The organism is Novilysobacter longmucuonensis (assembly GCF_046600735.1).
Lineage (GTDB): Bacteria > Pseudomonadota > Gammaproteobacteria > Xanthomonadales > Xanthomonadaceae > Novilysobacter_A > Novilysobacter_A longmucuonensis.
Map to the genome: position 1 here is coordinate 39856 of NZ_JBJMAW010000014.1, position 22116 is coordinate 61971.

Consider the following 22116-nt stretch of genomic DNA (forward strand, 5'->3'; position numbering starts at 1 on the left):
GATATCCCGTGACAGGGGTTCATGTTCCATGTTCAGCCTGTTGGGTGTTCAGGTTGCGTACCGCAGCCGCTGCGGCATGGCTGCGGAAAACTCCGCGGCTTCGCCTAAGCTGGGTCGATGTCAGACTGGTTCGTCTATCTGCTGGAATGTCGCGACGGCAGCATCTACACCGGGATCACGGTCGATGTGGAGCGGCGCTACGGTGAACACGCCGCCGGCAAGGGCGCCCGCTACACCCGCTCGCGCCCGCCGGTGCGCTTGCTGGCATGCTTCCGATACGCCGACCGGGCCGATGCCAGTCGCGCCGAATACGCGATCAAGCAGCTCAGCCCGGCAGGCAAGCGCACGTTGTGCGACTCCGCCGCCGAAGCGCCAACCTCCCTGTAGGAGCGCCCCATGGGCGCGATCGCTCCACTACGAAACCGCACTGTCGCGGGCATGGCCCGCTCCTACAGGGCTTGTTGGGCGCGCTCCTGTGAACACCGAGAGGCTCCGGTCAGAACAGCCCCAGCAGCAGCATCACGATGCCGACCAGCGATACGGCCCAGATCAGCGTGCGCAGGTATGCGATGCCCGCCGCGTACACCGGCACGTACAGCAGCCGCGACCAGAAATAAAGTTGCGCGCCCAGCGCGGTCCCATCATCGGCACGATCGGTCAGCACCACCGCCAGCACCGCGCCGGCGAAGAACGCGAAGGTCTCCAGGAAATTCACCCAGGCCCGGCCGATGCGGGCGGCGGCGCCGGTCAGCGCCCTGGGCGAATCGTCGCGCGCGCCCGCGTTCCACTTCAGGCCGCGCTGCTGCGTCGACAGTGCCGCCGCGAGCAACAGGTGCACCAGGCCCAGCACGATGGTCCACGCCAGCATCTGCAGTTCGATCGTCATGCGCGTTGCCTCCAGTCAGGTTGCGGGTAGGTACTCCAGCGGGGCCCCCGGCCCGATCGGCCAGCCCATCGCCATCCAGACCGCGAACAGCACGGTCCAGCCGATCATGAACACCATCGAATACGGCAGCATCACCGCGACCACCGTGCCGATGCCGGCCTTGGGTTCGTAGCGCTGCAGGAAGGCGATGATCAGCGCGAAGTAGCTCATCATCGGCGAGATGATGTTGGTCACTGAGTCGCCGATGCGGTAGCCGATCTGGGTCAGCTCCGGCGAATAGCCCAGCAGCATGAACATCGGGATGAACACCGGCGCCATCAGCGCCCACTTGGCCGAGGCCGAGCCCATGAACAGGTTGGCCGTGGCGGTCAGCACGATGAAACAGGCGAACAGCACGATGCCGGGCAGCTCCAGCTGGGTCAGCACCGCCGCGCCGTTGACCGCGAAGATCAGCCCGAGCTGGGTCCAGTTGAAGAACGCCACGAACTGCGCGGCGAAGAACGTCAGCACCAGGTACACGCCCAGGGTGCTCATGCTCTTGCCCATGCCGTTGATCACGTCGGCATCGCTCTTGATGGTGCCCGCGCCGATGCCATAGGCGACGCCGGCGACCACGCCGTATATGAAGATCAGCGCGACGATGCCGCGCAGGAACGGCGAGTTCAGCAGGTCGCCGGTACCCGGATCGCGCAAAAATCCATCGCCCGGCACCGTGCCCCACAACACCAGCGCGGTGACCGCGGCGGTGGCGACGATCGCGAACAGCAGGCCGCGCTTCTCGGCAGCGCTCATCGGCTCGATGTCGCTGCCATCGGCCGCCTCCGGCGCATCGGGGAAGCGCCGCGCGACGAAGCGCTCGGTCACCCACCAGCCCAGGCCGGTGACCAGGAAGGTCGAGACGATCATGAAGTACCAGTTGGCCGCCGCGCTGACCGTGTAGGCCGGATCGATGATCTGCGCGGCCTCCTGCGACAGGCCGGCCAGCAGCGGGTCGATCGTGCCCAGCAGCAGGTTGGCCGAATAGCCGCCCGATACGCCGGCGAACGACGCGGCCATGCCGAGGATCGGATGGCGCCGGGCGGCGAGGAACACCAGCCCGGCCAGCGGCACCAGCAGCACGTAGCCGATCTCGCTGGCCATGTTCGACATGACGCCGGCGAACACCATCACCGGGGTCAGCAGGAATCGCGGAGCGGCCAGCACCAGTTGCCGCAGTGCGGCGCCGATCAGCCCAGAATGCTCGGCCACGCCGATGCCGATCAGCGATACCAGCACCGTGCCCAGCGGCGCGAAGCTGGTGAAGTTGGTGACCAGCCCGGTCAGGATGCGATGCAGGCCGGCGACGCTCATCAGGTTGACCGGCGTGATCAGCTCGCCGGTGGTCGGGTGCTGCACTGACAGCTCGAGCTGCGAGGTGATCCACGACAGCAGCACCACCACCATCGCAAGGATTGCAAACAGCGTGGCCGGGTGCGGCAGTGCGTTGCCGCCGGACTCGACAATGTTGAGGAAGCGGTCGACCGCGGATTTTTTAGGAGTGGCAGCAGCGTGGGTCATCGGTTCAACCGGAAGGCGCGGAGCGGACAGCGGCCGAATATACCAACCCGAACCGGCCGTCGCCCCGCCGCTTGCAGGCGCCGCGCGCCGCTGCGAACCTGCGCACCCGCCACTGATGCCCCAGGATTCCGGCCGTCCCCATGCAGCGCATCGAATTCGAACTAGACCGGGAGTTCGTCGAGCTCAACCAACTGCTGAAGCTGGCCGGCGTTTGCGACAGCGGCGGCGCCGGCAAGGCGATCGTCGCCAGCGGCGCGGTGCGGGTCGACGGCGCGGTCGAGTTGCGCAAGACCTGCAAGATACGCAGCGGCCAGAGCGTCACCCTGGGCGAGGTCGAGATCCGCGTCGTGGCCGGATGACCCGGCAGACGCGGCGAGCAGGTACAGGTCGCGGCCCAGAGCCGCTCCTACGAAAGCAGCAACACCTGTGTAGGAGCGCCCCATGGGCGCGATGCACGCGGCCGCGTCATTCCACATCGCGGGCATGGCGCCCGCTCCTACAGGAAGCAGCGATACCTTTGCAGGAGCGGCTTTCGCGGTGCGGGAATTCAGCCGCGCGCGGCGGTAGCGCGGCGCGATATCCGGTCGTACTCGGCCAGCGGGTTTTCGCTGGGGCAGCTGTGGTCGGGGAAGCCGAAGCGCTGGCGCAACTGCAGCGCGCAGTCGCCCATGTCGCCGACCTCCTCGCTCGGCTGCACGCACTGCCGGTCGAACGCGCGCAGCAATGCGTCCTTGCGCTGCACGAACGCCTCGCCGCACTCACGCGCCAGCCGGAGGCGGTCCAGATCGTCCTGTGCCGCGTTCGGACCGGCCAGCCCGAACTCGTCGAGCTCGTCGGCGCTGAGAACCCGCAGCTTGCGATTGGGCACCGTCATCATCAGGTCGGCCACCGCGACTGCCGTGCCATGCCGCTCCAGGTAGCGCTTGATCATCGCGCTGACGCCGCGCAACTCCTCGTTGAGCTCCGCACGCGAAGTCGCGGTCGAGCCGATCCGGATCATGCGGTGGATGCCGATGTCGCCGGCCAGCAGGCGCATGTCGCCGGCGGCGACCACCAGTACGCAGGAACTGTGGCAGATCGAATCCTCGCGCACCCACACGGTCCAGCCATCCTCGCCCATCAGGTCGCCGGCGCGCATCGCCGGCTCGACCCGCCCGCCGCTGGAATCGATGTCGAGGATGCGATTGGCGATGCCCTGGATATCGGCGACCTCGGCCACGCGCTCGACCAGCACCGGGAACTCCGAATCGATCTTGCCCTGGTAGCGCAACCGCAGCATGCCGCTGTCGCGGCAGTCGGCGAGCGCACGCCAGATGGCGGTGAAGCCGAGCGACGCCAGCGGCTCGCCGTCGCCATTCTCATCGTAGTCATGCTCGCAGCTGACCAGGGCGGTGCCGTCGGTCAGTTCCATCGGCGCCCAATCGATCTCCTGGGTGGTGACCGCCGGCGACTCGGGCATCTCGACCGCCGCGGTGTCGACCAGCGCGCCGCCATCGCTGCTGTTGGCGGTCTGTGTCTGCGCAGCCGGGTCCATCGCCCAGCCGGGCACCCGCGGCGTGCAGGCCGACAGTGCGAGGCACACGCAGCAGACGACCGGAAACCATCGTTTGAGCATCGTTCACCCACGTTCTGAAGTCATTCAGACCGACGCCCGCGCCGCGGCGCAGCGTCACCAACCAGGCTGCCAGTCTAGGGGTGTTCGGGGCCACTGTGCCCAACGCGCGGTGAACATTCAGGGGTCGCGATCCCGGAACGCGACGACCGTCGCCCGGGGGCATACGAACCGGCGATTCGCACGGTCGCCGGTCCGCGCGGCGGAGTGCCGATGGCGCCCGCTCAGCCGCCGGCGAACGTGACCGCATGGACCGGCGGCAGACGCGCCGGCAGCGGCTCCCAGCGGTCGCCCGGAATTCCCGACCCGACGCTGGTGCTGGTCCACAGCCCGCCGGTGGTCGAGCCGAACGCCAGGCATTCGCCGTCGTGGTCGATCGCCAGGGCATGCCGGTAGACCAGATCGTAGGCGTGCTGCTGCGGCAGACCCTCGCGCAGCACCTCGAAACTGGCGCCGCCATCGCCCGTACGCGCCACCACCAGCTGCGCATCCACCGGGATGCGGCGCTCGTCCTTGACCGCCGGCACGAACCACGCGCGCCCGGGATCGTACGGATGCACCGCGACCGCAAAACCGAACACCGAGGGCCGCACGTTCGGCACCTCGCGCCAGTCGCCCCCGCCGGAAACGCTGCGGAACACACCGTTGTGATGCTGCGCCCACAGCACGTCCGGGGCCGCGCGGCACTGCACCAGCCGGTGCACGTCCTGGATGTTGGGGTCGTCGCGGCGGTCCCCGGGCATGTACTCGGCGAACATGCCGTGCGCGGTCTGCGCCCAGCTCGCACCGCTGTCATTGCTGCGCCATACCCCGCCGCTGGATATCGCGATGCGCAGGCAGCGCGGATCGCGCGGGTCGATGCAGATCGAATGGATGCCGGGCTGATCGAAGCCGCCGCCGAACCACTCCGCCCGCTCCGGGCGGTCCCACAGCGCGCGCACCAGTTCCCAGCTTGCGCCGTGGTCGTCGGAGCGGAACAGGCCGCCGGGGACCGTGCCCGCCCACAACCGACCCGGCTGCGAGGCGCCGCCGGCCTCCAGCGACCAGACCAGCTTGAGCGTGGCCGCTTGCGGCGGCTTGCCATCGGCGGTGACCACTTGGTCGCCGGGGGCGAACGCCGGCACCGTGCACTCGGTCCAGCTGCGGCCCAGATCGGTCGAGCGCTGCAGCTTGTTGCCGAAGTGGCCCAGGTCGAGCACCGCGTACCAGCTGCCGTCGCGCGGATCGGCCATCACCAGCGCGACGTTGTCGCCGAGGAAGGCGGTCGAAGCGATGCGCCAGCCAGCGCAATCACCATCGACCGCACGTTCGAGCACGAACAATCCCTTGCGCGTGGACACCAGCAGCCGGTCGGACATTTCAGTCTCCAGGGTCAAACATCGAGCTCAACCACCTGAAAGCGCCTGCGTCACGTAGACCTCGGCGGACTCGCCGAGCGGTTGCGCGAGGTTGCGCTTGTCGCCGATCGCATCGCCGTCGACGAACACCACGACGTGGTGCCGGACCGCACCGTGCTCATCGAGCACGTAGCCGCGCAGGTTCGGATGCCGTGCGAACAGCCCGTCAAGCACCGCGCCCAGATCGCCTCCGGGGATCTCCAGCGCGACCTCGCCCACCGGCCGGTCGGCCGCCTGCGGCAACCAGCGCGACAACGCCGAAGCAAGCACGACCTTGGCCACGGGGGCCTCCCTTTGCAGGCAGTGACACCCCAGCATAGCGCCACCGCATCGCCATCGGCCGCCACGCCTCACCTGCCGCTCGTGCCGCGCGGGTCCGGCGGCTAACTTCCCCAAGCCGAAAAGTTCACGCACGGCCAACCCCGCTCCGCGCACCATCGCCGATCCCCCACTGCGAAGAGGAACATGCGATGGACGTCAGATCGGCAATGACCGCCAACCCGGCCTGCTGTTCGCGCGAGACGCCGGTGCCGCAGGTCGCACAGATGATGATCGACAACGACTGCGGGGAGATCCCGGTGGTCGATGAGCGCGGCGCGCCCGTGGGCGTGATCACCGACCGCGACATCACCACCCGCGTCGTCGCGCAGGGCCGTGATCCCAGCCAGTGCACCGCCGGCGAAGCGATGAGCAACCAGGTGCAGACCGTGCGCGCCGACAGCGACGTACAGGATGCGTATTCATTGATGGAGGATGCGCAGGTCCGCCGGGTGCCGGTGGTCGATGACAACGACAAGATCGTCGGCATGTTCGCGCTGGCCGACCTTGCGCTGTCCGGCAAGAACCGCGCGACCGCGCAAACGGTCAGGGAAGTCTCCGAGCCGCGGCACTGACCGCACGCAGGCAGGCGGCGCGCCCACCCCGTGGGCCGCCGCATTGATCCAGGCGCGCGGCACGGCCCGCGTCGCAGCCGCCCCACCGGCCGCCGGCGCCAGCGAGCCGGGCGATCACCGTCACCACCGGACGCACCAGCGCGGAGCGACACCACCTCGCCTCCACATCGCACTGCGCATCATGGTCCCCGGTGCGCCACGCACCGCTACCAAGGAGCATCGATGCTGGACCTGAGCGCCTACGGGCTGAACTGCACGCTCAAGGGTGGGCCGGCCGAGTCGTCGACCCAGAAGATGCTCGACCAGGTGCTGCAGGCGATCGCCGGCCACGGTGCCCGCACCGCCAGCGACCGCGCGGTCGACCATGACATCAAGCCCGGGGTGCGCAGCGACGAAGGCGCGGGCGACGCCTGGCCGATGCTGCGCCAGCGCGTGCTGGCGTCGGATATCTTCGTGCTGGCCACGCCGATCTGGCTGGGCCAGCCGTCCAGCGTCTGCAAGCGGGTGCTCGAACGCATGGACGCCTTCCTCGGCGAGACCGACGACCGCAGCCGCTATCCCAGCTACGGCCGGGTCGCGGCGGTATGCGTGGTCGGCAACGAAGACGGCGCCCACCACGTCTGCGCCGAGCTGTACCAGGCGCTGGCGGACGTCGGCTTCACCATCCCGGCGGCCGGCGCGGTCTACTGGGTCGGTGAGGCCATGCACAGCACCGACTTCAAGGACCTCGACAAGACGCCGGACAAGGTCGCCAGCACGATCAAGATGCTGGCCTCCAATGCCACCCACCTGGCTGGCCTGCTCAAGCAGCAGACCTATCCCGGCGTCGGCTAGCGGGCTAGCGGGCCTACCGGTGCACCGCCGGAAACGCCTGACCTGTTCTATCCGCCTTGTCGGGCAGCGACCAGGCCTCTCCCGTAAAACAGTGCGCGTGGCTACGGCCACAGCCCTAGTTCCTTCGGCCCATCGACCGGCTGCTGACCATCATCTGTAGGAGCGGCTTCAGCCGCGAGCTTTCGGCAGCGCGTTAAAACGGTTCTGTCGCAGGATGCCAGCGGTAACCGGAGCTGGTCCCGATGTACAGGTCGCGGCTGAGAGCCGCTCCTACAAAGGCACTTCCGTCCAGCTTTCTGGAGGACTGAACCCAGTGCTCGTCGGACCTACAACCGCACCGGGGTCAGTCTGAGCAGGCGCGCGTCATTGCCGTCTTCAAGCACCCAGATGGCGCCGCCGGGACCCTGCTCGAGCTCGCGGATCCGCCGCCCCAACGGATAACGCTTCACCTCGCGCGCTCCGGTCGCCTCGAAGCGGACCCGGACCAGTCCCTGCGACTGCAGCCCCCCGATGAAGCCGTCACCGTAGAAGAACGGAAAGCGCGAGCCGGTGTAGATGATAAAGCCCGAGGGCGCGATCACGGGCGTCCACCACGTCGCGGGGGCGTTGAACTCCGGACGCGTGTCGTGATCGGGGATCGATGTCCCGTCGTAGTGGTCGCCGTTGGAGACGATCGGCCAGCCGTAGTTGCCGCCGCGCTCGATCAGGTTGAGCTCGTCCCCGCCGGCCGGTCCCATCTCGTTCTGCCACAACCGGCCCTGCACGTCGAACGCCATGCCCAGCACGTTGCGGTGCCCCAGCGACCAGACCTGGGTCGCCAGGCCGCCCTGCGCATGGAAGGGATTGTCGGCCGGCGAGCTGCCGTCGGTATTCAGGCGCAAGGTCTTGCCGAGCGTGGACTGCAGGTCCTGCGCCGGATCGAGTTTCTGCCGGTCGCCGGAGCTGATCCACAAGCTGCCGTCGCCGCCGAACGCGATGCGATGGCTGTAGTGGGCGTGGCCGGTGACCTTCAGCTGGCGCCAGATGACTTCCACGTCCGACAGATGGCCGCCGACACCGGCGTCAAGGATCAACCGCGCGCGCGCAACCACTGCCCCGCGCGTGTCGCCCGAGCCGGCTTCGGCGTAGCTGAAATAGACGTAGCGATTGCTCCGGAACTGCGGGTGCAGCACCACATCGCCGAGTCCGCCCTGGCCGCCGTAGGCGACTTCGGGCACGCCGATGATGTCACCGATTTGGCCATCGGCCGGGTCCACCAGCTTCAGCCGGCCGCCCTTCAAGGTGATCAGCAGGCGACCGTCGGGGATGAACGTCATCGCCCAAGGCTGGTCGAGGCGCGCGACCTCGGTGAATACGAATGGCTGCTCCGGTTCGGCCTGCGCCGGATGGGGGCCACCGGTGCCGATCTCGTATCCGGCCGGCGGCGGCGCGCTGGCAGGCGGCGCGAGCTGCGGCGCATCCACCGGTGCAACGTGCAAAGCCGTCGCAGCCGGCTGTCGAACCGCCGCTGCGGCGCTGCCTTGCGCCTGCATCCGAAGCGGCCACGAAGCGCCGACCGCCGCCACCAGCAGGATGCCGGTGGAGACAGTCAGTGCTACATGTGGCAACAATCGCATCGACAACCCGGTTATAGAGCCTGGCATCCGCGCGGTGCTCACGCGGCAGGGAAGGCCGTGCGCGGCGGCCCCTCCTTAGGCGCCGCCGGCATTAGGGCGCCGCCGACGCTGATCAGCGCCGGCGCTACGGTTCTGGCGTCGGTCAGTGCTCGTTGTCGGCAGGGTCGAGTTCCTCTGCCTCGGCATCATGCTGCTCATCGGGCATTGTGACGTCGACCTCCGGCACCTGGACCTCCGCCGGCCTGGTGCCGACCTCGACATCGGCCGTTTCCACGTCATAGGCAGGCATCTCGCCACCCTGCGCCTCCACATCGACCTCCGGCAACGCGCCTTCCTCGGTCTGGTCGACGTCACATGCGGCGAGCGCAAATACCGCCGTGAGTGCAAAGGCGAGTGCTTTGGTGTTTCCGCTAATGTTTTTCATGTTTTCGACTCCGGAAGTTGCCTATGAGGACGGGATTGGCGCATGAGTAAGGAAGGAAAATCTCCCGCAGGTGGCCCTGGAGGAGTGTCCCGCCTTGAGTGTCGCGCACCAGAAGTTCAAGTCAGGTGAGCTCGATGTGCAGGCCGGATGAAGGGCCGATGGTCTTTTTTCGCGGGAGTAGCAGGACACGCGGTCGGTCAACCCGGCGGCGCGATCCGCCGGTATATCGCTTTGGCGACCTGGTGCAGGCCGTAGGCCAGCAGCCCGATGCCGACCGCCGCCAGCAGTCCGGTGGCGTCCAGCATCTGCAGCACCTCGCCGGTATCGGCAGCCTCCGACGCGCGGTAGTGACGGCCGGCGCCGAACACGAACCAGCCGATCGGCAGCAGCACCACGCCGCGCGCCGCGGTGCCGACGCGCCCGACCAGCCGCACCCCGCGCGATACCTCCTGCCCGGGCGGCGCCATGCGGCGGTTGACGTCGCCACGCCAGGCCTTGAACAGCTGGTGGGCGCCGTAGGCCATCACGCCGACACCGCCGATCATCACCAGCCAGGTGCCCAGCGGCTGCTCCAGCAGCCGCGCCACCCACACCTCCTGGCCGTTGCCACTGCCGTTGCCATTGGCTTGGCCCTGGCTCAGCTGCCAGGCGGTGTACGCCAGCGATCCGTACACCAGGCCGCTGAGCGCGTAGAACAACCTCATGGCGATCCGCTTGCCATCGACCCCGGCATGCTCGGGATCGAGCAGCGCCTGCACCGCCCGCCAGAGCACATGGGCCAGCAGGCCGAGCGCGATCAGCAGCAGCATCAGCCGGCCGCCCTGCGCGTCGGTCAGCGAACCCAGCGCGCCGGATGCGCCCTCGGCATCTCCCGATGCGAGCCCGGCCCGGATCGCGATGCCTCCGACCAGTCCATAGACCACGCCCTTGGCGGCGTAGCCCAGGCGTGCCAGCGGCGGCACCCACGCAGCCACTTCATGGGCTGCATCGGAGCCGGCATTGCCGATGCTCTGGTTCATGACTTGCCTGTCGCCTGAAGGGGCACCAGTTCTCGCAGACCCTGCGTGGGCGGAAAGTGAACTGGCACCGGTGCCGGGCGGAGCGCCTACGCCGGTGCGGGCGGGGACGACACGTGACGCTGACGTGCCGCGGGCCATCATGGTCATTCGCGTGTCGCAACCGCGCACGCAAGCCGCGGCTGGAGTTGTGCACACAGCCGCGCACCGGAACCGAGGACAACGCGATGGGCCTGTTGATTGAAGGCCGCTGGGTCGACCAGTGGTATGACACATCGAGCACCGGCGGCAAGTTCGTCCGCAGCCAGGCCCAGTTCCGCCACTGGATCACCGCCGATGGCAGCGCCGGACCCAGCGGCGAAGACGGCTTCAAGGCCGAGCACGGGCGCTACCACCTTTACGTCTCGCTGGCCTGCCCGTGGGCGCACCGCACCCTGATCTTCCGCGCGCTGAAGGGGCTGGAGGACATGATCAGCGTGTCGGTGGTCAATCCGTACATGGCCGGCAACGGCTGGACCTTCGAGCCCGCGCCGGGCGTCATCGCCGACCCGGTCGACGGGGCGCAGTTCCTCTATCAGGTCTACCAGCGCGCCAGGCCCGACTACAGCGGCCGGGTCACGGTACCGGTGCTGTGGGACCGCGAGCGCAACACCATCGTCAGCAACGAGTCGGCCGAGATCATCCGGATGCTGAACTCGGCTTTCGATGGCATCGGTGCCCGCCCCGGCGACTATTCACCCGTCGAACTGCTGCCGCAGATCGACGAGATAAACGCGGTGGTCTACGACCACATCAACAACGGCGTGTACAAGGCAGGCTTCGCCACCGAACAGTCGGTATACGAGCGCGAGGTCACCGCGTTGTTCGAGGCGCTCGACGATATCGAGCAGCGTTTGGGCGGCCAGCGCTACCTGGTCGGCGAGCGCCTGACCGAGGCCGACTGGCGGCTGTTCACCACCCTGCTGCGGTTCGACCCGGTCTACCACGGCCATTTCAAATGCAACCTGCGGCGCATTGCCGACTACTCCAACCTGTCGGGCTTCACCCGCGAGCTGTACCAGTGCCCAGGGGTCGCGGCGACGGTGGATTTCCAGCACATCAAGCAGCACTACTACCGCAGCCACGACACGATCAATCCGAACGGCATCGTCCCCAAGGGACCGCTGCTGGATCTGGAAGCCCCGCACGGGCGTGATCGCGCGGCGCCGCAATGATCGACACCGGTGCGCAGTGACGATACCGACCCGGCGCCCCCCCGCTAGAGGGGCGCACGTCCAGCCGATAGCCGGCCTGCTCGAGCCGCCTGGCTTGAATTCGCGCGCGCCAGACCCATAGTCCACCGACCCCCTTCTCATGCCCCCGCGGCACCAGGCCACACGTATGAATGCAAGCACCGACACCCGCGAAGCCGAAACCCGCCCGTTCGAAGCCGAGGTAGCCCAGGTCCTGCACCTGGTCACGCACTCGCTGTACTCGCACAAGGAAATCTTCCTGCGGGAACTGGTTTCCAACGCATCCGATGCCTGCGACAAGCTGCGCTTCGAGGCGATCGCCAAGCCCGAGCTGATGGCCGGCGGCGGCGAGCTGCACATCGACGTCAGCTGGGACAAGGACGCGCGCACGGTCACCGTGCGCGACAACGGCATCGGCATGACCCGCGATGAAGTGGTGGCCAACATCGGCACCATCGCCAGCTCCGGCACGCGCCGCTTCCTGGAGGCGATGGCCAGCGAGCACAAGGCCGACGCGCGGCTGATCGGGCAGTTCGGTGTGGGCTTCTATTCCGCCTTCGTGGTCGCCGAACGGGTCACCGTGCTGACCCGCCACGCCGACGCACCGGCCGGCGAAGGCGTGAAGTGGGAGAGCGACGGCCGCGGCGAGTACACCCTCCAGCCGGTCGAGCTGACCGAGCGCGGCACCACCGTGGTGCTGCAGCTCAAGCCCGACGAGGACGAGTTCCTCGCCGACTGGCAGCTGCGCTCGCTGATCCACCGCTATTCCGAGCACGTCGCGTTCCCGATCCGCATGCAGAAGCAGGCCGATCGCGCGAACGATGACGAGGCGCCGGCCGGAGAATGGGACACGGTCAACGCCGCGTCCGCGCTGTGGACCCGGCCCAAGTCGGAAATCTCCGATGAGGACTACCAGGCGTTCTACAAGTCGCTCGGCCACGACTTCAACGATGCATTGGTGTGGTCGCACAACCGGGTCGAGGGCAACCAGAGCTTCACCACCCTGCTGTACCTGCCGTCGCAGCCGCCGTTCGATCTGATGATGGGCGGCCGCGACGAGCGCAAGGGACTAAAGCTCTACATCAAGCGCGTGTTCGTGATGGACGCCGCCGAGGAGCTGCTGCCCAATTATCTGCGCTTCGTGCGCGGGGTGATCGATGCCGACGACCTGCCGCTCAACGTCAGCCGCGAACTGCTGCAGCAGAACCGCCAGCTCGACCGCATCAAGACCAGTTGCGTCAAGCGCGTGCTCGACCTGATCGAGAAACTCGCGCGCGACGAGCCCGCGAAGTTCGCCACCTTCTACAAGGCCTTCGGCAATACGCTCAAGGAAGGCATCGGCGAGGACGCCGGCAACCGCGAGCGCATCGCCAAGCTGTTGCGTTTTGCGTCCACCGGCACTTCATCGGCACCGGGCGATGGCGCCAAGCAGACGGTCTCGCTGGACGACTACATTGGCCGCATGCGCGATGGCCAGGACACGATCTGGTACATCACCGCCGACAGCCATGCCGCCGCATCCGGCAGCCCGCAGCTGGAGGCATTCAAGGCCAAGGACATCGAGGTGCTGCTGATGTCGGACCGCATCGACGAGTGGATGCTCGGCTCGCTGCGCGAATACGACGGCAAGAAGCTGCAGAACGTCGCCAAGGGCGAGTTGCCGCTGGACGAGGCCGACAAGGCCAAGCAGGACGAGGCGACCCAGGCCGCCGGCCCGCTGCTGGAAAAACTCAAGGCCCTGCTCGGCGACCGCGTCGGCGACGTGCGCGTGTCCGCACGCCTGACCGACTCGCCGTCCTGCCTGGCCCTGGCCGACTTCGACATGGCCCCGCACTTCGCCCGGCTGCTGCGCGAAGCCGGCCAGGAGACGCCCGACAGCAAGCCGACGCTGGAGATCAACCCGCAGCACGCCCTGCTCAAGCGGGTCGAGGCGGAAGCCGACGAGGACAAGTCGAAGGACTTGGCCTTGCTGCTGCTGGAGCAGGCCGAAATTTCGGCCGGTGCGCCGCTGGCGGACCCAGCCGCGTTCGTGCAGCGGATGAATCGGGTGCTGACGGGGGCGTAGTAGTCGTAGGATGGGTTGAGCCGAAGGCGATACCCATGCTGACTCGGGGTCGATGGGTATCCCCCGGATCAAGTCCGGGGTCAACCCATCCTACTTGCTCCGTTCGCAGGCGCTTGTTCCTACCTCTGCCCCCCGACCGTATCCCGGTCCACCCCATAGCCACACCCAGCCGTGGACAAGCCTACCGCTGCGCCGGCGGGCAGCGAGCACGGTGATGATCACCGACAGCAGGATCACCGCAAAGCGCAGGACATTCGCCGCCAGCGGCCCAAGCGCCGTATCGGAAATGGCGAACAGCTCCCAATACATGTTCATCAATACGTGGAATGCGGCGGGTACCCAGATGTTGAAATCCCACTCGGCGTACAGCCACGCGAACCAGACCGCACCGAGGGCGGTGATCGCGAAAATCGCCGCCGCGTCGGCCATACCTTCTCCCTGGTACAGGTGTGCCGCGCCGAAAAATGCCGCCCCCGCCAGAGCAGCCGGCAGGAAACCCCAGCCGGCGAAGCGGAACAGGAATCCGAACAGGAACGCGCGATACAGAACCTCCTCGCCGATACCGGGCAGAACGGAGCCGCGCATCACTACGTAGAGCGCCTGGTCCGGCGGCGCAAACGCCGCGATGGCGGCGTAGCCGACCAGCAACACCGATGTGCCCGCCAGGCCGACGGCGAGCCCGGTCAGGATCGAACGGTCCAGGCCCAGCGATGCCAGCGCGCACCTCGGCCCCAACAGCACTGCACCCAATCCGAGCGGCACGAGCAACTGCGCGCCGTATCCGAGCACCGCCAGTGCAGCGAGCCGCCGGTAGCCCTCCCAGTCGCCCGCGACGTCGCGGAACAGGTCCAGGTGGAACCGGTCGAGCAGCAGGAACGCACCGATCGTGAGCACGGTGACCAGCCAGCGTGGCGGACGGCGCAAAGCGGAAGGCAAAGGTGCAGGGCTGTTCATGCGCAGCACTCTAGTCGGCGCCGGTGCCGGATGCCGCTCAATACCCCGACGATCGTTCCTCAAAACCCGGTTCTGAGTCGCTGCTCCGCTTCTGGAGAGCCGTCCGGATCCACCCTCTCGTCACGGGACCGGTCGATCCGGAGCACATCGGCTCGATACCCGGTCGGCGCCTGCCCTTCGGCCAGTTTGAAGGCGCGGTTGAACGAGGCGAGCGAGGCGAATCCGGCGTCGAACGCGATCGCCACCATCTTGTCGTTCGCTCTTGCCGGGTCGGCAAGCGCCGCTCGCGCCTCCTCGACGCGGTGTGCGTTGAGGAAACTGCGGAAGTGGCGGGCCCCGAGCTGCTGATTGACCAGCCGCCGCACCTCAGCCTCCGGCGCGCCCATCCGCGCCACGAACGCGGCGAAGGTCAGGTCGGGATCACGGTGAATGCGCTCGGCCACCATCAGCTCGTTCAGGCGGCACAGTAGCCGCGGGTCTGGTGCGCTTCCGGTCTGTCGCGGCGCGGGGGCCGGGACGCCCGCCGGCGCCACGGCGGCCGCGCCCGCGGATCGGAAGGTCAGAACGCTGGCATCGCCCCGCAGCAGCCAGCCGGTCAACCGTGCGGCGACCAGCAGGATGGCGGCATTCTGCGCGACGGTGAACCACTGCGGCTTCCAGTCGAAGCCAAGGACAACGTCCACGCCCAGGTCCAGCAACAGGAGCATCGCGACCGCAGCGACGAGATTTGAGCGAGCGCTTCGACGCGCCTCCACCAGGTCGCCCTCCAGGTCGCGCAGCAGGCGATAGGCGAGGTGGCCGACCATGGCCACGCCCATGCCGACCAGCACCCAGGACAGGCCGGTCCCTGGGAAGCCGGAATCAAGGATGCCGCGATCGAGGAGCGCGATGATGAACCAGGTGCCGCCGATGCCTAGCGCAAGCGGTCCCGGCCGGAAGTCATCGTCGAAGAGGGCCAGGCAGAACCACCACAGGAATACCGCGGCGTTCCCACTGAGCAGGCCAGCCAGCGCGGCCGGACCGCCCGAGAGCGTCAAGCCTGCATCGGGCGTATTGCCGGCAAGGAACCCGCACAGACCCAGCGCGAAGGGGACAAAGAACCAGACGATCCGGTGACGCCATGCGTCGCGGGCGAGAAGCAGCGCGAGCACCAGCAACAGCGTGGCGGCCGCCACGCGGAGGACTACGTCGAGTTCTTGCATGGGCTATTTGCCTTTGGCCTGGGACACTGCGTCCGGCGGCTCGCGTCAACCTATCACCGACGATACCAGGGCCCCATGGCGCGATTATCTCCGTGGAGATTCTCCCAGGCACCTGCGTGAGAGGAGAGCGCCCAGCGGTTCACCTTTGCCGTTGCAAAAAACTGAACGCCGCGACGGTGCGTGTAAATTTCCGGCGCGCCCGTTTGTCGCCTTTGTCAGGACCGGCATATTGATGCACCGGAGCGCACGCGGCCGCCGCGACGGGCCCCTATGTGGTCGGTGCTCACCTCGGGGCCCTGGAAAACTCGCCCCGATGGTCCTGCCCGGTCCAGTACCCCTCGACACCAACAGGAGACACCCCATGTCCTACATCGATGGTTTCGTCATCGCCGTCCCCACCGCCGACAAGCAGAAGTTCATCGATCACGCCAACACCTTCGACCCGGTGTTCATGGAGTACGGCGCAACCCGTGTCCTGGAGTGCTGGGGCGACGAGGTCCCGGCCGGCAAGCAGACCGACTTCCAGCGCGCCGTCCAGGCCAGGGACGACGAGACCGTCGTGTTCTCCTGGGTCGAGTGGCCCGACAAGGCGACCCGCGACGCCGGCTTCAAGAAGATGATGGAAGACCCGCGCATGGACCCGAAGGCCAACCCGATGCCGTTCGACGGCGCGCGCATGATCTTCGGCGGCTTCGCGCCGGTGGTGGAACTGGGCTCGACGGCCTGACGTCCGCGGGTCGCGCGTGCCGACGCTGCATCGGCACGCGCGAGGGCTGCGACCGGGAACTTCAGTCTGCCGGCGGCTGTTGCAGGTATCCCTGCATTTTCTTCAGCTGCCCCGCGAAGTACTCGTGGTTCGGCAGCTCGTAGCGCGTGGCCAGGGCCAGGCTTTGCTCGGCGGCGTGCGCGGCGTCGGACCACTGTTCCGACGCCGCGTATCCGTCGGCGAGGCTGTCCCAGGCATTGGCCGACTCAGGGCTGGCGTCAACGTTGCGTCTGAACAAGGCGATCGCGTCGCCGGTTCTACCCTCGCCCAGGGCGACGTAGCCGAGCCGGTTGATCACATCTTCGGGAACGGCCATCGGCCAATTCATTGCCTCGGAAACCTTGCGGTAGCGTTGCTCGATTGCCGCCAGCCCTTCTCCAAGCTGATCGTTGTGAACGTGGTAGCCCGCGTAGAGCGAACGCAGCGCATCGATCTGTGCCAGCAACGGCATGCCGCCATGGGTTTCCTCGGGGAATGCCTGGGCGTGCCAGCGGAACCCATGCGGCGAGTCGTCGCGCAGTGTCGCCACCAGCGCCTCGTAATCCGCCAGCGCCTGACCGGCATCATCCGAGCGCGCGACGTACAGGAAGGCCGACAACGATCCCGTGGCTCGCAACGCCTGTTGCAATGAGCGCTGCGGCAAACGGTCATCCCAGTTCAAGCTTGGACTCAGCGCGAAGTACGCCTTGAACAGGGTGGGCTCGGAGGTCAGCCCATGCAGCGCGAATTGCCCGCCGGCGGAATGCCCGGAGAGGATGCGGAAGCCATCGGTGCGGTAGCTTCGCTCGACCTCGGGGATCAACTCGCTGGACAGGAAGCGCATGAAGTTGTCGGCACCACCTCCGCCCACCCAATGGCTCGCCCAGTCGGTCTGGGTGAAGTCGCGCACGCGGTTGGTGCTGGCGACCGCAACGACGATCATCTCGGGAATCTCGCCCTGCGCGGCGAGATAGTCGACCGAGGCAGCGGTATGCGCGTAATGCGACTTGCCGTCGAGCACGTACAACACCGGATAGTGCCGGCCCTGCGCCCAGGCGTAGCTGTCGGGCAGGAACACCTGGTAGGTGCGATCCTCGTCGAGCACCACCGAATGCAGCTGCCGCGATTCGCCGATCACGATCGGCACACCCGTACCGGCAAATCCGTTGACGCAGAACACGAGCAGCAGGCACAGCAGCAAGAACAGCATCAATCTGCGGCAGGTCATGGCATTCCCTTCTCTTGATGGCGTGAGCTGACATGCGGCCCTACGGCTCGGACTCAAGCCCCGAAACATTCACCCTGCCGCACGATAGCGGCAATACGGCGAGCTCGCGCGCCCCGACGGGTCTCGAGTACCGACGGCTTGAACCCCGCCCTACGCGTGCCCGCTTGCGCCGGTCAGCATCCACAGCGCCATGCCGACCATCATCAGGTTCTCGGTCAGCGACACGAAGCCGAGCGGCACCTTGCTGTTGCCGCCGACGCAGGCGCACTTGATGTCGCGCTTGTCGATGTAAACCGCCTTGAACACCGACACCGCACCGATGCCGCCGATGAACAGCGCCACAGGCACCGACAGCCAAGTCAGAGCACCGGCCAGCATCAGCACGCCGGCCAGCGCTTCGGCGAACGGATAGATGTACGAGTACGGCACCCAGCGCCGCGCCAGCAGGTCGTAGCCAAGGAACATGCTGGAGAACGACTCGATGTCCTGCAGTTTGAGGATCGCCAGCACGCACATGCTGATCGCGATGAACCACTCGGCCGCGCGCACCGTCAGCACGGTATCGAACACCGCGTAGCTCGCGGCCGCGGCCATCAGCGCGGTCATCACGAACAGCGCGATGACCGGGCGGTAGGTCGTCGCGTTGGGGTCGCGCACCTTCAGGCCGACATGCCGGCGCAGATCGTCGTAGCCGCCGATGCGCTGGCCGTCGATGAACACCTGCGGCGTGGTCTTGACGTCGTGCTCGGCCTTGAACGCATCGGTCTGCTCGCGCGTTCTCAGCCATTGGTCGTCGACCGTGTAGCCCTTGCGGCGAAGCAGATCCACGGCCTTGATGCCGTACGGACAGACGTGCGTGTCCATGACCATGCGATTCACGGTCGCTTGTTTGCCGGTGATTGCGTTCATTTCATGACTCCATGATTTGTCCGGGAGCGCTTGTCAGAAGCGGGACCGGACCTATATACATTCCGTACCAGGGTACGGAGTCAAGCATGATCGGCATGTCGATCTCGGCGCTCGCCAAGCAAGGCGGCGTCGGCGTGGAAACCATCCGCTACTACCAGCGCCGCGGGCTGCTGCAGGCGCCGCCTCGACCTTCGAGCGGCGAGGCCCGCGCCGGGATGCGCCGCTACGGCGAGGGCGACCTGCGCCGCCTGCGCTTCATCCGCGCCGCGCAGGTCGCCGGCTTCACCCTCGACGAAATCGGCGAGTTGCTCGATCTCGACGCGACCCGCGACCGCAGCCGCGTGCACGTGCTCGCGACACAGCGAGTCGCCGCGCTCGACGCGAAGATCGACGATCTGCAGCGCGCCCGCAACGCGCTGTCGCGGCTGGCCGGCCGCTGCGGCGCCCCCGACGCAGGGCCGTGCCCGATCCTCGATGCGTTCGACCCACGTTGACACCTTCGTAGGTGCGTTGAGCAAAAGCTAACCGCATCGATCGGGAACGTGCTGCCGGTATCGATGCGAGGCTCCGCGAACGATGCGACGCGCCTTCGGCTTACCTCGTCCTACGGCGCCTCTCCACATCCGGCCCGCGGAGCCGCCCGAATTCACATGCGCGGCAACCACATCCCCATCGTCGCCACCGCAATACCGATGGCCATCGCCAAAGTCAGCACCCCCAGCAATGCGGATACCGCGTACTTGTCGGCGCCACCGGGCTTATCCTGCGCGCGCAGGTAAAGCTCCAGCACGCCCAAAGGCAGCAGGTACTGACCCACCCCGAGGACGATGAGGGCCGGCCCTTCGAAACTCGAAGGATCAAAGCCCACCGGGCCGCCATTGATCCCGATCCAGAACATCAGACCGACCCGGAAGAACCACACGCCGCTCACCACCAGGAACAGCCGCAGTGCCCAGCGGCGGTGCGTGCGGAAATCCCGCGCCAGCGCGTAGCGCACGGCCATCGCGGCGCAGACCAGGATCAGCACGGCATTGAAGCTGATGCTGAGGTGCTGGACGGTGCCGCCGACCGCGCCGCGGGTCAACACCATGAACAGGCCGGTCACGCTGACCACGACGGCGGTGAGCAGGTAGACGCGTCCATTCCAGCGATGGAAGACCGGCGCTTTGGCGCGAACCGCGGGCACCAATTGCAGCGGCCCACCCAGGGTGATGATGGCGGCCAGCAGCACATGCAGGCCGACGACCACGTTGCCCACGGTGGCCCCGGCCACGTAGCCGTTCGGAAGCACCTGGTTCCAGGCCTCCAGGTTGCCCAGCGCCAACGCACCGCCGTAGAAGGCGATGATGTAGCTGGCGAAAATCACTTGCCCGGCCACGGCCACCCCGAACCAGAGCCGGGCCGATACCCGCAGCACGGTGTCTGCCGCTGAGTTTCGAGCAAACCCAACCGTCGTTGCCTCGATGGCCATCCCTGTTCCTATCCTGTAGTGAAAACCGCCGACGCAGCGCCGATCCGTTGCCGGCCGATCATGCCGGGGCCGCGAAGCCGGGCCATGTGCCTAAGGGCGCCATGACCTTTGTCTTGTCCACACACGAAGGTGTCGTTCCGGCCCAGGCGCGTCGGTAGATGCACATCCGTGACGGGTGGCGGTCGTCGACGCACTCTTGAAGTCGGCTGATGCCGCCATTCGATCGGACAGCCTCGAGGCCGGCGGGTTAAAAAACCCGCCCTACACCTTCATCGTCTTCCACCCGCCACGCGCGAACAGCCACAGGGTGAACAGCCCCACCGAGGTCTCCGAGACGAACACGCCCCAGAACACGCCCGACGCCTGCCAGTCCAGGTGGACGGCGAGCAGCCACGCCAGCGGGATCTGGATCAGCCAGAAGAACACCAGGTTGATCTTGGTCGGCGTCATCGTGTCGCCGGCGCCGTTGAACGCCTGCACCGCGACCATCCACCAGCCGTAGACGAAGAACGAGTACGACAGGATCCGCAGCCATTCGGCACCGATCGCGATCACTCCGGGATCGGGACTGAACAATCCGACCAGCCGCGCCGGGATCAGCAAGAACACCACCGACACGGCGAGCATGTAGGCCATGTTGTACCAGCCGATCCGCCACACCGAGGCCTCGGCGCGGCGCGGCTGCTCGGCGCCGAGGTTCTGGCCGACCAGCGTCGCTGCCGCATTCGACATGCCCCAGGCCGGCATCATCGTGAACATCATGATGCGGATCGCGATCGTCGCCCCGGCGACCGCCTCGCTGCCGATGCTCGCGAGGATGCGCATCAGGAAGATCCACGAGGTCATCGCGACGATCATCTGGCCGATGCCGCCGAGCGAGGTGCGCACAATGCCGAGCATCGTCGCGCCATGCAGCGCGAGCTGCGCGCGCAGCACGCGGATGTGCTGGCCGCCGCGGAACAGGATCCACAGCTGCATCAGCACGCCCACGCCGCGGCCGATGTTGGTGGCGATGGCCGCACCCTCGATGCCCATCGCCGGGATCGGGCCGATGCCGAAGATCAGCATCGGGTCGAGCACGATGTTCAGTCCATTGGCGACCCACAACACGCGCATCGCGGCGGCCGCGTCGCCGGCGCCGCGGAAGATCGCGTTGATCACGAACAGCAGCATGATCACGGCGTTGCCGCCGAGCATCCACTGCATGTAGCGGTAGCCGTGCTCCAGCGTCCACGCATCGGCGCCCATCAGCCGCAGCAGGTCCTGCGCGAAAACGATGCCGACGAGCGCGAACGGCGCCGACACCAGCACCGCGATCCAGATCGCCTGCACCGCCGTGACCGCGGCCTCCGCGCGCTTGTGCTCGCCGATGCGGCGGGCGACCACCGCTGTCACCGCCATCGCCAGCCCCATCGCGATTGCATACAGCAGGAACAGGTAGCTCTCGGTCAGCCCGACCGTCGCCACCGCCGATGCCCCGAGCTTGGCGACGAAGAAGATGTCCACCACCGCGAACGTCGACTCCAGCACCAGTTCTAGCACCATCGGCACCGCGAGCAGGAACACCGCGCGCCGCAGCGGGATTTGCGTGTAGTCAGCGCCGGTGCCGCGGATCGCCTCGCGCAGTTCGGACCAGAGCGAAGGCGCCGGTGGGGCGGCCGCTATGGCCGCTGCGGTACCGGCCACGGCTTCGAGGGTGGGATGCGGTTCGGTGCTCATCTTGGAGGTCCGTCGTTGGCTGGACAGAGGAACGGTAGGACGAGATTCGCGTCATACCGACTCAGGAGTACGACGAACGGGCGATACCGGAATCGACACGATCACGACAGCCGCCGTAGGGCGGCCGTCGTAGCGCGGCGTCGGCAGGGCCGGCCGTGCGCGCCGGGAACCGGAGCCGATCCGGCAGGCGCGCGGACCGCCTCCGATACCGATCACTCATCACTTTCCGATAGCTCGCCAAACGTACTCTGGCTCCCTGTTTGGACGGTAACTGCAGCACCCACGTCTGCGCCGGGCATTGTCGAAGTCGGTCCGATCTGCCGACCGAACAGTTCGGCTGGCCGACATCACTGAGC

At 67.3% G+C, this 22116-nt stretch carries 22 protein-coding genes; 8 read left to right on the top strand and 14 right to left on the bottom strand.

Translation table 11 applies throughout. The features are described 5' to 3' along the window. Nucleotides 1-117 precede the first annotated feature (117 nt). Entirely contained in the window at nucleotides 118-387 is a 270-nt protein-coding gene (locus ACJQWM_RS11980) for a GIY-YIG nuclease family protein (RefSeq protein ID WP_332705475.1), read from the top strand. 109 nt (nucleotides 388-496) lie between these two features. On the opposite strand, the gene ACJQWM_RS11985 is transcribed toward ACJQWM_RS11980, so the two are convergent. Continuing rightward, nucleotides 497-886, bottom strand: coding sequence for an MAPEG family protein (locus ACJQWM_RS11985; protein ID WP_332705478.1), 390 nt, complete (start codon nucleotides 884-886; stop codon nucleotides 497-499). A gap of 15 nt (nucleotides 887-901) precedes the next feature. Continuing rightward, on the bottom strand, nucleotides 902-2443 hold the full coding sequence (locus ACJQWM_RS11990; protein ID WP_332705481.1) for an AbgT family transporter: 1542 nt from the start codon (nucleotides 2441-2443) through the stop codon (nucleotides 902-904). A gap of 140 nt (nucleotides 2444-2583) precedes the next feature. Between ACJQWM_RS11990 and ACJQWM_RS11995 the strand changes: the two genes are divergently transcribed. Continuing rightward, nucleotides 2584-2802 carry an RNA-binding S4 domain-containing protein gene (locus ACJQWM_RS11995; protein ID WP_332705484.1) on the top strand — a complete coding sequence of 73 codons (219 nt, stop codon included), beginning with the start codon at nucleotides 2584-2586 and terminating at the stop codon, nucleotides 2800-2802. A gap of 188 nt (nucleotides 2803-2990) precedes the next feature. Here the strand turns inward: ACJQWM_RS11995 and ACJQWM_RS12000 are convergent, their stop codons facing one another. The 3 genes from ACJQWM_RS12000 to ACJQWM_RS12010 form a co-directional block, all read right to left on the bottom strand. Continuing rightward, complete coding sequence (locus tag ACJQWM_RS12000) at nucleotides 2991-4058, bottom strand: COG3904 family protein (protein WP_332705487.1); 1068 nt, start codon at nucleotides 4056-4058, stop codon at nucleotides 2991-2993. Between the two features lie 221 nt (nucleotides 4059-4279). Beyond that, nucleotides 4280-5413: a WD40/YVTN/BNR-like repeat-containing protein gene (locus tag ACJQWM_RS12005; protein ID WP_332705490.1), complete on the bottom strand. Its 1134-nt coding sequence runs from the start codon at nucleotides 5411-5413 to the stop codon at nucleotides 4280-4282. 27 nt (nucleotides 5414-5440) lie between these two features. Beyond that, nucleotides 5441-5734, bottom strand: a complete 294-nt coding sequence (locus ACJQWM_RS12010) for a MoaD/ThiS family protein (protein WP_330970088.1) — start codon at nucleotides 5732-5734, stop codon at nucleotides 5441-5443. Nucleotides 5735-5922: 188 nt separating this feature from the next. On the opposite strand from ACJQWM_RS12010, the gene ACJQWM_RS12015 reads away from it, so the two are divergent. Together ACJQWM_RS12015 and ACJQWM_RS12020 are read left to right on the top strand one after the other, a co-directional pair. Then, on the top strand, nucleotides 5923-6345 hold the full coding sequence (locus tag ACJQWM_RS12015; RefSeq protein ID WP_332705493.1) for a CBS domain-containing protein: 423 nt from the start codon (nucleotides 5923-5925) through the stop codon (nucleotides 6343-6345). A 222-nt stretch (nucleotides 6346-6567) separates the two neighbouring features. Further along, entirely contained in the window at nucleotides 6568-7179 is a 612-nt protein-coding gene (locus ACJQWM_RS12020; protein ID WP_332705496.1) for a flavodoxin family protein, read from the top strand. Nucleotides 7180-7505: 326 nt separating this feature from the next. On the opposite strand, the gene ACJQWM_RS12025 is transcribed toward ACJQWM_RS12020, so the two are convergent. From ACJQWM_RS12025 to ACJQWM_RS12035, 3 genes are all read right to left on the bottom strand, one after another. Then, nucleotides 7506-8711, bottom strand: a complete 1206-nt coding sequence (locus ACJQWM_RS12025) for a PQQ-dependent sugar dehydrogenase (protein ID WP_411306861.1) — start codon at nucleotides 8709-8711, stop codon at nucleotides 7506-7508. Nucleotides 8712-8937: 226 nt separating this feature from the next. Continuing rightward, nucleotides 8938-9219: a hypothetical protein gene (locus ACJQWM_RS12030; protein ID WP_332705502.1), complete on the bottom strand. Its 282-nt coding sequence runs from the start codon at nucleotides 9217-9219 to the stop codon at nucleotides 8938-8940. A 197-nt stretch (nucleotides 9220-9416) separates the two neighbouring features. After that, nucleotides 9417-10238: a DUF1206 domain-containing protein gene (locus tag ACJQWM_RS12035; RefSeq protein ID WP_332705506.1), complete on the bottom strand. Its 822-nt coding sequence runs from the start codon at nucleotides 10236-10238 to the stop codon at nucleotides 9417-9419. A 224-nt stretch (nucleotides 10239-10462) separates the two neighbouring features. On the opposite strand from ACJQWM_RS12035, the gene ACJQWM_RS12040 reads away from it, so the two are divergent. Further along, nucleotides 10463-11449 carry a glutathione S-transferase family protein gene (locus tag ACJQWM_RS12040; RefSeq protein ID WP_332705509.1) on the top strand — a complete coding sequence of 329 codons (987 nt, stop codon included), beginning with the start codon at nucleotides 10463-10465 and terminating at the stop codon, nucleotides 11447-11449. Between the two features lie 166 nt (nucleotides 11450-11615). Continuing rightward, complete coding sequence (gene htpG / locus ACJQWM_RS12045; RefSeq protein WP_332705512.1) at nucleotides 11616-13532, top strand: molecular chaperone HtpG; 1917 nt, start codon at nucleotides 11616-11618, stop codon at nucleotides 13530-13532. Between the two features lie 90 nt (nucleotides 13533-13622). On the opposite strand, the gene ACJQWM_RS12050 is transcribed toward htpG, so the two are convergent. Together ACJQWM_RS12050 and ACJQWM_RS12055 are read right to left on the bottom strand one after the other, a co-directional pair. Then, nucleotides 13623-14486 (bottom strand): CPBP family glutamic-type intramembrane protease, encoded by an 864-nt coding sequence (locus ACJQWM_RS12050; RefSeq protein WP_332705560.1) that lies wholly within the window; start codon nucleotides 14484-14486, stop codon nucleotides 13623-13625. Between the two features lie 59 nt (nucleotides 14487-14545). Then, entirely contained in the window at nucleotides 14546-15688 is a 1143-nt protein-coding gene (locus ACJQWM_RS12055) for an AraC family transcriptional regulator (protein ID WP_332705515.1), read from the bottom strand. 361 nt (nucleotides 15689-16049) lie between these two features. Between ACJQWM_RS12055 and ACJQWM_RS12060 the strand changes: the two genes are divergently transcribed. Then, complete coding sequence (locus ACJQWM_RS12060; protein ID WP_332705518.1) at nucleotides 16050-16415, top strand: DUF1428 domain-containing protein; 366 nt, start codon at nucleotides 16050-16052, stop codon at nucleotides 16413-16415. Between the two features lie 61 nt (nucleotides 16416-16476). Here the strand turns inward: ACJQWM_RS12060 and ACJQWM_RS12065 are convergent, their stop codons facing one another. Continuing rightward, on the bottom strand, nucleotides 16477-17661 hold the full coding sequence (locus ACJQWM_RS12065; RefSeq protein ID WP_332705521.1) for an alpha/beta hydrolase-fold protein: 1185 nt from the start codon (nucleotides 17659-17661) through the stop codon (nucleotides 16477-16479). 150 nt (nucleotides 17662-17811) lie between these two features. Continuing rightward, nucleotides 17812-18570, bottom strand: a complete 759-nt coding sequence (locus tag ACJQWM_RS12070; protein WP_332705524.1) for a MauE/DoxX family redox-associated membrane protein — start codon at nucleotides 18568-18570, stop codon at nucleotides 17812-17814. Between the two features lie 86 nt (nucleotides 18571-18656). On the opposite strand from ACJQWM_RS12070, the gene ACJQWM_RS12075 reads away from it, so the two are divergent. Continuing rightward, nucleotides 18657-19064 (top strand): MerR family transcriptional regulator, encoded by a 408-nt coding sequence (locus ACJQWM_RS12075; RefSeq protein WP_332705527.1) that lies wholly within the window; start codon nucleotides 18657-18659, stop codon nucleotides 19062-19064. 152 nt (nucleotides 19065-19216) lie between these two features. On the opposite strand, the gene ACJQWM_RS12080 is transcribed toward ACJQWM_RS12075, so the two are convergent. Together ACJQWM_RS12080 and ACJQWM_RS12085 are read right to left on the bottom strand one after the other, a co-directional pair. Continuing rightward, nucleotides 19217-20041: a DUF2306 domain-containing protein gene (locus tag ACJQWM_RS12080; protein ID WP_332705530.1), complete on the bottom strand. Its 825-nt coding sequence runs from the start codon at nucleotides 20039-20041 to the stop codon at nucleotides 19217-19219. Between the two features lie 261 nt (nucleotides 20042-20302). Continuing rightward, nucleotides 20303-21760 (bottom strand): MATE family efflux transporter, encoded by a 1458-nt coding sequence (locus ACJQWM_RS12085; protein ID WP_332705533.1) that lies wholly within the window; start codon nucleotides 21758-21760, stop codon nucleotides 20303-20305. Nucleotides 21761-22116 lie beyond the last annotated feature (356 nt).